12 protein-coding genes are annotated in these 13797 nt (G+C 20.6%); 5 read left to right on the top strand and 7 right to left on the bottom strand.

Annotation, left to right across the window (positions count from 1 at the left end):
• Nucleotides 1-117 precede the first annotated feature (117 nt).
• Complete coding sequence (gene tsaD / locus H0H34_RS00115; RefSeq protein WP_185873323.1) at nucleotides 118-1170, top strand: tRNA (adenosine(37)-N6)-threonylcarbamoyltransferase complex transferase subunit TsaD; 1053 nt, start codon at nucleotides 118-120, stop codon at nucleotides 1168-1170.
• Here tsaD and gcvP read toward each other — a convergent pair.
• The gene (gene gcvP, locus H0H34_RS00110) at nucleotides 1156-4056 is read right to left on the bottom strand and encodes an aminomethyl-transferring glycine dehydrogenase (protein WP_185873322.1); all 2901 of its coding nucleotides are present in this window, start codon (nucleotides 4054-4056) and stop codon (nucleotides 1156-1158) included. The two genes, tsaD and gcvP, sit on opposite strands and share 15 nt — an antisense overlap.
• A gap of 74 nt (nucleotides 4057-4130) precedes the next feature.
• Between gcvP and mdh the strand changes: the two genes are divergently transcribed.
• A complete protein-coding gene (mdh, locus tag H0H34_RS00105; protein ID WP_185873321.1) occupies nucleotides 4131-5054 on the top strand; it encodes a malate dehydrogenase in 924 nt (307 codons plus the stop codon).
• Between the two features lie 8 nt (nucleotides 5055-5062).
• Here mdh and H0H34_RS00100 read toward each other — a convergent pair whose 3' ends face one another.
• Complete coding sequence (locus H0H34_RS00100) at nucleotides 5063-5686, bottom strand: thiamine diphosphokinase (RefSeq protein ID WP_185873320.1); 624 nt, start codon at nucleotides 5684-5686, stop codon at nucleotides 5063-5065.
• Nucleotides 5683-6402, bottom strand: coding sequence for an LPS export ABC transporter ATP-binding protein (gene lptB, locus H0H34_RS00095; RefSeq protein WP_185873319.1), 720 nt, complete (start codon nucleotides 6400-6402; stop codon nucleotides 5683-5685). The genes H0H34_RS00100 and lptB overlap by 4 nt, the downstream gene beginning before the upstream one ends.
• 59 nt (nucleotides 6403-6461) lie before the next feature.
• Here lptB and H0H34_RS00090 point away from each other — a divergent pair, with 59 nt between their 5' ends.
• Nucleotides 6462-7709: a peptidyl-prolyl cis-trans isomerase gene (locus tag H0H34_RS00090; protein WP_185873318.1), complete on the top strand. Its 1248-nt coding sequence runs from the start codon at nucleotides 6462-6464 to the stop codon at nucleotides 7707-7709.
• Between the two features lie 2 nt (nucleotides 7710-7711).
• On the opposite strand, the gene truA is transcribed toward H0H34_RS00090, so the two are convergent.
• From truA to folK, 4 genes are read right to left on the bottom strand one after another with little or no spacing between them, the layout of a single operon-like run.
• The gene (truA, locus tag H0H34_RS00085) at nucleotides 7712-8458 is read right to left on the bottom strand and encodes a tRNA pseudouridine(38-40) synthase TruA (protein ID WP_185873317.1); all 747 of its coding nucleotides are present in this window, start codon (nucleotides 8456-8458) and stop codon (nucleotides 7712-7714) included.
• Nucleotides 8459-8466: 8 nt separating this feature from the next.
• Nucleotides 8467-9645: an aspartate aminotransferase family protein gene (locus H0H34_RS00080; RefSeq protein WP_185873316.1), complete on the bottom strand. Its 1179-nt coding sequence runs from the start codon at nucleotides 9643-9645 to the stop codon at nucleotides 8467-8469.
• Nucleotides 9646-9669: 24 nt separating this feature from the next.
• On the bottom strand, nucleotides 9670-11277 hold the full coding sequence (locus tag H0H34_RS00075; protein WP_185873315.1) for a hypothetical protein: 1608 nt from the start codon (nucleotides 11275-11277) through the stop codon (nucleotides 9670-9672).
• 33 nt (nucleotides 11278-11310) lie between these two features.
• Entirely contained in the window at nucleotides 11311-11832 is a 522-nt protein-coding gene (folK, locus tag H0H34_RS00070) for a 2-amino-4-hydroxy-6-hydroxymethyldihydropteridine diphosphokinase (protein WP_185873314.1), read from the bottom strand.
• 88 nt (nucleotides 11833-11920) lie between these two features.
• Between folK and H0H34_RS00065 the strand changes: the two genes are divergently transcribed.
• Together H0H34_RS00065 and mreC are read left to right on the top strand one after the other, a co-directional pair.
• Nucleotides 11921-12961, top strand: a complete 1041-nt coding sequence (locus H0H34_RS00065; RefSeq protein ID WP_185873313.1) for a rod shape-determining protein — start codon at nucleotides 11921-11923, stop codon at nucleotides 12959-12961.
• A 10-nt stretch (nucleotides 12962-12971) separates the two neighbouring features.
• Entirely contained in the window at nucleotides 12972-13796 is an 825-nt protein-coding gene (gene mreC, locus H0H34_RS00060) for a rod shape-determining protein MreC (RefSeq protein WP_185873312.1), read from the top strand.
• The last annotated feature ends 1 nt before the right edge of the window (nucleotide 13797 follow it).

Below are 13797 nucleotides of genomic sequence, written 5' to 3'. Positions count from 1 at the left end.
AAAATCTTAATATCTATTTTTTATAAAAAAATTTTATTTATATTGATACATTATGAATTTATTTTTATTTCTTTCTGATTTTTTTTTCTTTATTAAAGAATATTATATTTTATTTTTTTGAAAAAAAAAATTATTGTTATTGGAATTGAATCATCATGTGATGATACAGCAGTCTCTATTATGAGATGTAATGAAATATTATCTAATATTGTAATACATCAACATGTTCATAAAAAATACGGAGGTGTAGTTCCTGAACTATCTGCTAGATTACATGATGAGGAATTATTAGAAGCAGTTAATAAATCTATTTCTACAGCAAAAATAAAACAAAATGATATTGATGTTGTATCGTGTACAATAGGTCCAGGATTAATTAATTCTATTTTAGTAGGCTATTCATTTTCAAAATCATTAGCAATGGGATTAGATATACCTATTATTCCAGTAGACCATATACAGGCACATATACTTGTACATTTTATTAAAAATGCAAACTTTAATAATAGTTTTCCAAAATTTCCATTTTTAAGTTTGGTAATAAGTGGAGGACATACACAAATTATAAAAGTAGATGGATTTTTTAAAATGAAAGTATTAGGATCAACTTTAGATGATGCATTAGGAGAAACTATTGATAAAATAGCAAGAAAAATTGGATTTAGTTATCCAGGTGGTGAAACTATAGAAATGTATTCTAAATATGGAAATAATAAAAAATTTACTTTTCCAAAGCCTTTAATAAAAGGATTAGATTTTAGTTTTAGTGGATTTAAAACTCATATATTAAAATTTATTGAAGAAAAAACAAAAAAAGAACCATTTTTTATTAAAAAAAACATATATGATATATGTGCTTCTATACAAAAATCTATATCAGATATACTTATAGAAAAAATAAATATGGCTGTATTAAAAACTAATATAAATAAGATAATTTTATCAGGTGGTGTATCTTCTAATAAAGAAATTATAAATAATTTTTCTATTTATGCAAAAAAAAATAATTGCGATTTATTTGTTCCAAAAAAATGTTTAGCAACTGATAACGGTGCAATGATAGCTATTACTGGATTTTTAAAATATAAATATAATATGTTTTCATCTAATAATATCGCCCCTTATTCTAAATATAAAAAAATATATTTTCCAAATTTAACAACAGTATGAGCATATTAAGTTTCTATCCCCATATCCATCAATAATTCTATCTACAGTAGGCCAAAATTTATATTTTTTAACCCATGGTAATGGATAAGCAGCCTTTTCTCTGCTATATGGATAATTCCATACATCATTTGTTAATGTATTTATACTATGTGGTGAATTTTTTATTACATTATTTTCTTTAGAAAATTTTCCATCTTTTATTTCTTTAATTTCTTTTTTTATTTCAATAAGTGTGCTAATAAATCTATCAATTTCTTCTTTAGATTCACTTTCAGTAGGTTCTATCATCATTGCCCCTTCTACTGGAAAAGATATTGTTGGTGCATGAAATCCATAATCTATCATTCTCTTTGCAATATCGTTAACTTCTATTCCTATTGATTTAAAAGGTTTACAATCTATTATTAATTCATGTGCTACCATATTATTTTCTCCAACATATAATATATTATAATGATTCATTAATTTATTTTTAATATAATTAGCGTTTAATAATGATATTTCTGTACATAATTTAAGCCCTTCTGATCCTAATAATTTTATATAAGCATAAGAAATAGTTAATATTAAAGAAGAACCATATGGAGAAGAAGAAATTGTTAATTTTTTATCATTTATTTTTTTACTGATTTTATCAGGATTAGTTGGTAAAAATGGAATTAAATTAGATTTTACACAAATTGGTCCCATTCCAGGTCCCCCACCACCATGTGGTATTGCAAATGTTTTATGAAGATTAAGATGACATATATCTATTCCTAAATCAGACGGTTTTATTAATCCTACTTGTGCATTCATATTTGCTCCATCCATATAAACCAACCCACCATATTTATGTATAATTTCAATAATATTTTTTATATTTTTTTCATAAGTTCCATTAACAGAAGGATAAGTTATCATTAGTACAGATAAATAATCTTTATATTCTTTCGATTTGTTTATTAAATCTTTTATGTCTATAGATCCATCATTTTTATTTTTTATAGAAATTATTTTCATTCCTGCCATACTTGCAGAAGCTGGATTTGTTCCATGAGAAGACGATGGTATCAATGCTACATTTCTTTTGTATTCTTTTTTTGAATAAAAAAAAGATTTAATAATCATAAGACCTGTATATTCTCCTTGAGCACCTGAATTAGGTTGTAGTGATACTCCAGATAAACCTGTTATTTCTTTTAAATAATTTTTTAAATTTTTTATAATAATATTATAACCAATTGATTGATTATTAGGTACAAATGGATGAATATTTTTCCATTCATTTTGTGTTATTGATAATAATTCTGTAGCAGAATTTAATTTCATTGTGCATGATCCTAGTGGAATCATAGAATGGTTTAAGGATATATCTTTTTTCTCAAGTCTTTTTATATAACGCATTAATTCGTTTTCTGAATGAAATTTGTTAAATATTTCATATTCAAAAAAATTAGATTTTCTTTTTAAGAAAGATGGAATTTTTATGTAATATTTGTTTGAATATTTATTATTATTTATTTTATAAAATTTATTATTTAATTCAGATTCAAAGAAAATTTTTGATATGTCATTTATATCTTTTTCACAAGTAGTTTCATCTAACGAAATAGTTAGATGATTATTATCTATATATCTAAAATTTATTTTTTTTTTTTCAGATATTTTTTTTATTTTTTCTATAGAATATTTAGAATTAACTCTTATTCTAAGAGTATCAAAATAAAATTTATTTATTTGATTAATGTTTTTAAATGAAGATAGTAAATAGTCTAGTTTTTTAGTATATTCATGAATATTTTTTGCAATTCTAATTATTCCATTTTTTCCATGATATATAGCGTACATTGAAGAAATAATGGCAGGTAATACTTGTGAAGTACATATATTGGATGTAGCTTTTTCTCTTTTTATATGTTGTTCTCTTGTTTGAATTGCCATACGAAAAGATTTTTTTTTATTTTTATCTACTGATATTCCAATTATTCTTCCTGGAAGAAATCTTTTGTATTGTTCATTAGTAGAAAAAAATGCAGCATGTGGCCCACCATATCCCATAGGCATGCCAAATTGTTGTGTTGTACCTACTGACACATCTACCCCCCATTCTCCCGGGGACTTTATTAAAGCTAAAGACAATAAGTTTACAGAAACTATTATTGATATATCATTCTTTTTTGCAAAAGAAATTAATTTTGAATAGTCATATATCTCTCCTAAACAAGAAGGATAAGGTATTAATAACCCAAAAAATTTTTTTTTATTATAATAGTTTTCTATATTTTTATGATTACCTTCTATTAGATCAATTCCTAATCCAAAACATCTTGTTTTTAAAACATTTATCACTTGAGGTAAAGATTCATCTGAAATAAAAAAAGAACAATCATTATAAATTTTTTTTTCTTTAATTTTTTTTATATAAATCATAAACATAGCATCTCCAGCTGCTGATGATTCATCTAACATTGATGCATTGCTTATTTTCATTCCTGTAAGATCAGATATCATTGTTTGGAAATTAATTAATGCTTCTAAACGGCCTTGAGATATTTCAGATTGATAAGGAGTATAAGACGTATACCAACTTGGATTCTCCAAAATATTTCTTTGTATAACACTTGGAAGAATAGTATTTCTATATCCTAATCCTATATAAGATCTATATATTTTATTTTTTTTACCAATGTTATTAATATGATTTAAATATTGATATTCTGACATATCGTTAGGTATCTTTAATTTTCCTTTAAATCTAACTTCTTCAGGTATTGTTTTTTTTATAAAATCTTCAATAGAAGAAAAATTTAATATTTTCAACATTAAATTTATTTCATCATAAGATGGACCAATATGTCTATTATAAAACTTTTCTTTTTTTATTAATCCTTCATTATTATTCATTATAATAAATTATATTTTTTTAATATAAAAAATTAAAAATTTATGCAAATTTATAAAAAAATTAATGTATAAAAATGAAAATTACTATAATTGGATCAGGAAATGTAGGAACATATTGTGCTAGTTTTTTAGCACAAAAAGATATAGTAAATAAAATAATTCTTATAGATGTTAAAAAAAATATTTCTAAAGGAAAAAGCTTGGATATATCTCAAATGATTCCTTTAACAGGATCAAATACAAAAATATATGGATATACAGATGATTATTTAAAATCAAAAAATTCTGAAATAATAGTTGTTACTTGTGGAATGCCAAGAAAAAAAGGGATGAGCCGTGATGATTTAGTAGATATTAATAGTAAGATTATTAGTAATGTTGTTAAAGAAGCTATTAATTTGTCTCCAAATGCAAAATTTATAATTGTATCTAATCCATTAGATATAATGACATATATAGGTTATATTAAATCTAATATTTCTTCAAATAAAATAATAGGAATGGCGGGTATATTAGATACTGCTAGATATCGTTTTTTTTTATCTAAAAAAATAGGTATATCTCCTATTGATATTCAATCATTATTAATAGGTGGACACGGAGATACTATGGTACCTTTATATAGGTATACTTCCATATCAGGAATACCAATAAAAGAATTTATATCAGAAGTAGAAAATGAAGAAATTATTAATAAAACTAAAAAGGCTGGAGAAGAATTAGTAAATTATTTGGGGACATCTGCTTGGTTTGCACCATCAGTTTCTATTGTTAATATGATTGAATCTATACTAAAAGATTCAAAAAGAATTTTTTCTTGTTCTTCATTTCTTAATGGAGAATATGGAATAAATGGTATATTTTTAGGTGTTCCAGTTATACTAGGAAAAAATGGTGTTGATAAAATTTTAGAGTTGAAATTAAATAGTAATGAAATGAAATTATTTCATAAATCTGCTATTAACGTAAAAAATATTATAAAAAAATTAAGTATATAAAACATTTTTTAATTTTCTATGAAAATTAATAATTCTCCTTTTTTATAAAGAATTTCAATATAATTTTCAACTGATTTATTTCTTATTCCAATATTTTTCCCTATTTCCATATCAGTATTATTTATATTATATTTTAATCCTTTAGTTTTTAATTTTAATACACTAGGAAATGGAAATAAAGATATTTTTTTATTTTTTTTTACAAACAATTTTGATTTTTTTTCTAGAAAAAAATATGAATGATAATAGTCATAAAATATAATGGATATTTCTTTTTTATATTTTAATGCGGTAGATAAATTTCCCAAAAAATGATCTTGTTCTTTTCCGCTAGCTCCCCATACATTAACGTTATTAAATCCTTTTTCAATAATTATAGTTAAAGCTTTTTCAAAATCAGTTTTTTTTTGATTATAAGTATTAAATATTGATTTTTTAACTAAAATATTTTCTTTTTTATATAAAAAAGAATCAAAATCTCCGCTAAGATAATCTATAGGTATTTTATATTTTTTTAAATATGAATAAGCTCCATCAACAGCAAATATTTTTTTATTTAAAAAATTTTTTTTAAAAGAAGGAGGTATTCCATTTAAAAATAAGTCTATTTCTTTTTTTTTATTAAAATTCATTTATTAAAAAAATTACCTAAATATATTTTTTTTATTAATGAATTACTAATAATTTCTTTTGAAGTTCCATGTTTTAATATTTTTCCTTTATACATAAGATAAATTCTATTTGTTATAGAAAATATTTCTTGAATATTATGATCTGTAATTAATATTCCTATATTTTTTTTTTTTAAATTAAGTAATATTTTTTGTAGATCTTCTATAGATATCGGATCAATTCCAGAAAAAGGTTCGTCTAAAAGAATAAATTTAGGATTTGTGGATAAACATCTAGCAATTTCAGTTCTTCTTCTTTCTCCACCTGAAATAGATTCACCAAAAACTTTTTTTATTTTTTCTAAATTAAACTCATTAATTAATCTTTTTGTTATTTTTATTCTATCTTTATAAAATTTTTTATGCATTTCTAAAATAGATAATATATTTTCTTCAACAGTTAATTTTTTAAAAATAGATGGTTCTTGTGATAAATATCCTATTCCTTTTCTAGATCGTTTATATAAAGGTTTTTTTGTTATATTCTCGTTATTAAGTATTATTTTTCCTTTATCTGGTTTTAATAATCCAGCTATAATATAAAATATAGTAGTTTTCCCAGCACCATTTGGTCCAACTAATCCAACTATTTCACCTTTATTTAAATGTAGGGAAACATTTTTTACTATATATTTTTTTTTATATTTTTTGTATATATTTTTAACTTCTAATATCATTATTTATTTTTATTTAAAAATATTAATATTTAATTTTATTATTAAATGAAATTTTATTTATGATTAAAAATAATTTTTTTAAATCTTTTATATTATTTTTTTGTTTTTTATTTTTTTATTCCTATAGTTCGTTATTAGCTTTATCAATTTCAAAATCACAAAAAATAGATGGAATTGTTGCAATTGTTGGAGATGAAATTATTTTGGAATCTGACATTAAAGATTCAGGATATTCAATAAAAGATTTTTGTGAAAACTTATCAAAAAATAAATTAAATGATTTAATAATTAAAAAATTAATATTGTTTCATTCTAAAAAAAATAATATAAAAATTGATAATGAAGAAATAAAAGAATCTATTCGTTCTTTTCTTAATAAAGAAGTAGGGAAATTAGATGATTATAATCGTAATAAATTTTTAAAAAATATTAAAGATGATAAAAATTTATTTTTGGATAAATTAATTTCTTTTGAAAAGGATAAACAATCTATATATAAAATGATTGATAAAATAACTAATAATGTAGAGGTATCTCCTGATGAGATAAAATCTTTTTTTTATGATCTTAATAAAGATAAAATAGCTGTATTTCCGAAAAAATTACTTATATCATATATTATTATATATCCAAAAGGAAATAATGTTTTAAGAAAAAAAACGTTAAACTATTTAAATAAAATAAAAAAAGAAATGAATATTAATCCTTCATTTAATAATAAAAAATTAAATATAAAAAAATTAAAAATAGAGGAAATTCCAGAGGAATTTAAAATAATATTTTCATTAAAAGAAAAAGAAATATCTGATCCTTTTGAAACAAATGATGGATTTCATATAATAAAATTAGAAAGTATGAAATATAATGAAGTATATATTAAAGATTTTTTTCTAGAAAAAAAATATTCTAAAAATGAATTAAAAAACGCAGAAAAAATTACAGATAGTATAATAAATAAAATAAAACATAAGTATAATAATAATATTAATTTTATTAATAAAGAAATTTCAACAAAAAATAATATATTTTTTAATGAAAACATTTTAGTTGATGAAAATACAATTTTAAAATATTTTGGAAATTCATTTTTAAAGTTAAACAAAAATGATATATCAAAGATTTTTAAAGGAAAAATAAATAATTATTTTTTTGTAATAAAACTTTTAGATTTTTTTGATGAAAGACCTATTTCTTTGGAAAAAGATTATAAATATATTGAAAATATAGTAAAATATTTAAATAATAAAAATAAAGTAAAAAATTGGATAAATAATGTAATAGAAGATACATACATAAAATGTACATAAAATTATAAAAAAATATTTTTTGGATACAATATTTTAGTAAGAAATAATCCACAAGATGGTACTAATGGACTACAATAATTAAAATTTTTAGATTCTATAATTTTTATAAAATCATTTATAGTAATTTTATTTCTTCCTACATCAATAATTGTTCCAATAATTGATCTTACCATTGACCTTAAGAATCTATTAGCTTCAATAGTAAAACATAAATAATTATTTTTTTTTATCCAAAAGGATCTATAAATTTTACAATTATTATTTGTTTTAATTTTATTTTCTTTTTTACAAAAAGAACTAAAATCTTTATATAACAATAATATTTTTGATGCTATATTCATTTTTTTTATGTTTAGTCTATAAAAACAATTCCAAGAAAAATCTTGATTAAATGGATTTTTATCACAAATTATATAATATTTATATATTCTTTTTATAGCATTAAACCTAGCGTGAACATTATTTTTAACATTAAAAATATTTATTATTTTTATTGATTTAGGTAAAAAAATATTTAATCTTTTTACTAAAAAATTACTTTTTATTTCATTATCGTAATCAAAATGTGCAAACATTTGTTTAGCGTGGACTCCTTTATCAGTTCTTCCTGCTCCTATAATATTTATTTTCTTTTTTAAAAGTGTTGATAAACAATACTCCACATTTTTTTCTATTGTATTAACTTTTTTTTGAATTTGCCATCCAAAAAAATTTTTCCCATTATAAGATAATTCAATAAAAAATCTCAATATATTTATTATTTTATCTGGTTTAAACTTTTAATAATAATTAAACATCCTTTTTTTATTTCATTATTCTTTATATTTAGAGGTGGAGTAATTCTAAGTATATAATCACAGAATAAAAAACGAAATAAAATAAGTCCATTTTTTATACATTTTATTAATAATTTTTCTGCAAAATATTTATTAGATAATTCGATACCTAATAATAAACCAATTCCATGGATTTTTATTATTTTTGGATGAACTAGATATTTTCTTATTAATTTTTCCTTATATAATAATTTTTCTATTATTTTTGAATTTATAATTTGATCTAAAGTAGATAAAGAAGCACTTACAGATACAGGGTTACCACCAAATGTTGTAAAATGGCCAAAATATGAACTATCACAAAATGTCCTCATTATTTTATTAGATGAAACAAAAGCACTAATTGGCATTCCTCCACCCATTCCTTTTCCTATTATTAATATATCGGGAGACACGTTATAATGTTCAAATGCGAAAAGTTTCCCAGTTCTTCCAAAACCAGTCTGTACTTCATCTAAAATCATTAAAACTTTTTTTTTATTACATATATTTCTAATTTCTTTTAAAAATGAAATGTCAGGCAATATAATTCCACTAGAACATTGTATTGTTTCTAATATAACACAAGCGGTATTATTTGTTATTGTTTTAATATCATTTTTATCATTAAAATTAATAAATTTTATATTATTTAAAGGATCAAATACTTTATTTTTATTATTATTTATTAAACTTAAAGATCCATAAGTGCTGCCATGATATGAATTTCTACAAGCAATAATTTCTTTTTTATTAGTATAAATTTTTGCTAATTTTATTGCTCCTTCTACTGCTTCTGTTCCTGAATTAACTAAATAAGTAGTAGTTAAATTCTTTGGAGTACATTTTGATATTTTTTTACATAATTTTACACAATTTTTATTAATAAATTCTCCATATACCATAGTATGTAAAGATTTTTCTATCTGTTTTTTTATAGAATTATTTATTTTTTTATTTCTATGCCCCAATATATTTACAGAAACTCCAGATATAAAATCTAAGTATTTTTTCCCATTTTTACCATAAAGATAACTTCCTTTTCCACTATTAATTTCTATTTTTATTGGAAAATTACTAGTTTGAGCTTGATATTTGATGAATTCTTTTTCTATGCTCATAAAAATACTTTTGAAAAATTACATTTATTTTTCCATCCATTTAAATTCAGGAAGAAAAATTGATTCTTTTGGAAGATTATTATCATTTTTAAAAAATAAAAAGTTATAGTTCTTCTTATCAAAAAAATCAATATTTTTTATTTTATTATTTTCTATGTATAATAACAATTTTTTTGTATAAAATTTATTTAATAATTTTTCTTCACCTAATGGTAAAAATATTATTCCATTAACATTACCACTTATAGAAATTTTTTTCACAAAATTTTTTTTAAATATTCCTACCATAACATCACCTTTTATTTGATTAAATTCTTTTGAATTATTTTTTTTTGAGAAAAAAATATTTTTTATTGTTATATCTTTTATTTCTTTATTAATTAAATTAATATTAATATCATCTCCAAATAATTGTTTATCATTATCTTTTTTAATTATTATATTTTTCAATAATCTAATATTATTTTTTATGAATTTTAGTAAATAACAATATGCTGATATATTTTGATTTGGAACTATTATTTTATTATTAAATGATTTAATTGAATAATTAGAAAAATTATTATTAAATATTGTTTTTAAATATTTAGAATATATAAATATTGTATAATTTTTTATATTATTTATAACAATTTTAGAATTATTAATTGTAACATTAACATTTTTTTTATTAAAACTAAATAATCCATTATTTCCATATATTAAATAATCTTTTTTTAAATTATTTAAAATTATCTTTTTAAAAGATCCATTATTTATTCTATTATTAAAAAAAAGACTTTTACATTTTATGTAAGTATTTTTATATCGTAAATTTATATTTTTAAATAAAAAAATTTTTTTTTTTAAGTTTAAAAGTACATTGTCAGAATATAAAAAGTTTTTCTTATTACTTCTATATAATAAATTAAATGATTTAAATATAATAATTTCTTTTTTTGTAAAAAAGTCTAATTTTTTTGTATATATTAAATATTTTTTTTGATTTTTATCTATAAATTTTATTCCATATTTTAATTCTATTTTTCCTTTCTCAGGTAAGAAATAACCTTTATTACTATGAATAATATAATTTTTATAAAAAATAGTTCCTTGGTTATTACAAATAAGTCTTTTTGATAAGAAATTATACTCAAATTTATTAGTTATTAATTTTAATTTATCAATAAATAAAACACTTTTAATTGCTTGAAATCTTTTACTTTTAATAAAAAAGTTAATTTTATTAGAAATTAATTTTATTTTATTATATTTAAGTAAAGTATCACCTATAAATTTTAATTGAGATACATTATTTTTTTTATAATATTCTACATAATTAGATGATAATTTTAAATTATTTAATTTTACTTTAATTTTTCCATACCCAAAAAATTTATTATTACTTTTATCATAAATTAATTTTTTACAAAAAATATGATATTTATCATACTTAATATGAACATTTCCACTTATTATAAATTTATTTAATTTATAATTTTGTATAAAATCAGCATGAATAATATAAAGTTTGTTTTTGTTTTTTTTTATGATTTTAGAAAAAACTTCAGTAGATAAAAATAAAAAAAAAAATAAATAACAAAATATATAAAAATATATTTTAATTATTTTATTTTTATCATAATATATCACAATATCATTTTTCAAATAAATATACAATATTTTTTATAAAAATTTTTTTACTATGGAATTATCAGAACATGATCCTAATATTTCTAGAATTGTCATTTTAAATACAGGATGTAATTTATTTGGATTAATTTCGCACATAGGAATTAAAATAAATTTCCTTAAATGAAATAGATAATGTGGTATAATTAGATTTAAGTTTGATGTATATATAATTAATTGATCATAGAATAAAATATCTATATCTATTTTTCTATTTTTATAAATTCTTTTATTTTTATAAGTTATTATTTCACTTTTTTTTTCTATAGAATTTTCTATTTTTTTTATTTTATCCATCAAAGAAATAGGAGAACAAAAAGTTTTTATATTTATAATTTGATTTAAAAAATATGGAGTGTTTTTTTTCATTTTCCATCCTTCACTTTTAAAAAAAGAAGATTTTTTTATTATTTTTCCAATTTTTTTATCTATTAAAATAGATGATTCATCTAAATATTTTTTTCTATTTCCTTGGTTTCCTCCTATTAACAAGAATATATCATGTTCTTTTAACATACAAAGAAAAAATTATTAGTATATAATTTACTGAAAAAGTATAATTTTTGTTTAAATTAGGTAGATATTTTCATAAAAAAAAATATTAATGGGATTAGTAGTCAATTTTATGAAGAATCTCTTTACTCAAGGGATAGCTATAGATTTAGGAACAGCAAATACTCTTATTATGCATGACAGTAAGGTAGTGGTAGATCTTCCTTCTATAATTGCTATAGATCTAAGAAATAAAAAAGTTTTAGCAGTTGGGGAAGAAGCTAAACAAATGCAAGGGAAAACACATGAAAGTATAAAAATATATAAACCATTAAAAGATGGGGTTATTGCTGATTATCAAATTGCAGAACTTATGATAAAAGAATTCATAAAAAAAATACCTGGTATTAATAGTAAAATATTCACTCCATCATTAACAATGGTTATATGCATACCTTCAGGGATAACAGAAGTAGAAAAAAGAGCAGTAAAAGATTCTGCTCAACATTTAAATGCTAAGGAAGTTTACTTGATAGAAGAACCGATGGCAGCAGCTATTGGTTCTGGAATATCAGTAACTAAAGCTGAAGGTAATATGATTATTGATATAGGTGGAGGTACTACAGAGTGTGGTGTTATTGCACTTGGAGGTATTGTTTGTCAAAAGTCTATAAAAATAGCTGGTGACGTATTTACTAATGATATTTCATATTTTCTTAGAAGTAAATATAATTTATATATAGGAGAAAGAACGGCTGAAAAAATTAAAATAGAAATAGGTGCAGCTATGGAGTCAATAGATCCTATTCCAGAAGATATTCATATAAGAGGAAGAGATCTACCTACTGGTAAACCTAAAGAAATGAATCTTTCTTATAAAGAAACAATACCTGCTCTTGATAAATCAATTCTAAGAATAGAAGATGCTGTAATGGAAACTTTATCAAAAACCCCACCAGAATTAGCAGCAGATATATATAAAACTGGAATTTATATGGCTGGTGGTGGATCACTTTTGAGAGGATTAGATAAAAGAATTTCTAAAAAAACAGGTCTGTCTGTTTTTTTAGTGGATGATCCACTTAGAGCAGTAGTAAAAGGAACAGGTGTTGCTTTAAATAATATTGGTAAATTTACGTTTTTAACGAAGTAAATGGAAAAAAATGCGTGATCTTTTTTGTTTTATATTAAAATGGCGCTTTTTAATTTTATTTTTTTTATTAGAATCTATATCTATTTTTTTTTCTTTTTCAAATTTTAATTCAGATTCAAAACTTATTTGTAATGGATCTAATTTTATAGTTGGGAATATTTACAAAACTATTTATGAATTACAAAACTATTTCTTTTTAAAAAAAGAAAATGAAAATTTATTAAATGAAAATAGTAGATTACATAACGAAAGTGTTTTTTCTAAAATAATAAAAACACCTGATAATTTTATAAAAAGAAATATAGAATATCTTCAAGAATATACTTTTACTCCAGTAAAAATTATAGGTAATAGTATTCATAAACAAGAAAATTACATGATTATTAATAAAGGAAGTTTAGATGGTATAAAAGCAGATATGGGATTGATTTTATCAAATGGAATTGCTGGAATTATTATTAAAACTACTCCACATTTTAGTACAGCTATATCTCTTCTTAATTTAAGAGTTAAAATTAATGCAAGAATAAAAAAAAATAAAAACTTTGGAACCATTATATGGAATGGTATTAGCTATAGATATGTAATTTTACATGACATACCTAAATATTGCAATATAAATATTGGAGATATTATAGAAACAGATGGAAAATCAGAAACTTTTCCAGAAGGAATACCAATTGGTATTATAAAATCATATAAATTAGATAATGAACATGCAAGTTTTATAATAAAAGTAAGATTATTTTCTGATTTTTCTAATATAGGAAATGCATATGTTGTTACAAATATTTTTAAAAAAGAATTTGTTGATATTAATAAAGTTGAAAATTAAT

The sequence above is a fragment of the Blattabacterium cuenoti genome (genome assembly GCF_014252375.1).
GTDB lineage: Bacteria > Bacteroidota > Bacteroidia > Flavobacteriales > Blattabacteriaceae > Blattabacterium > Blattabacterium cuenoti_AH.
This window is presented reverse-complemented; position numbering and strand designations above follow the sequence as displayed.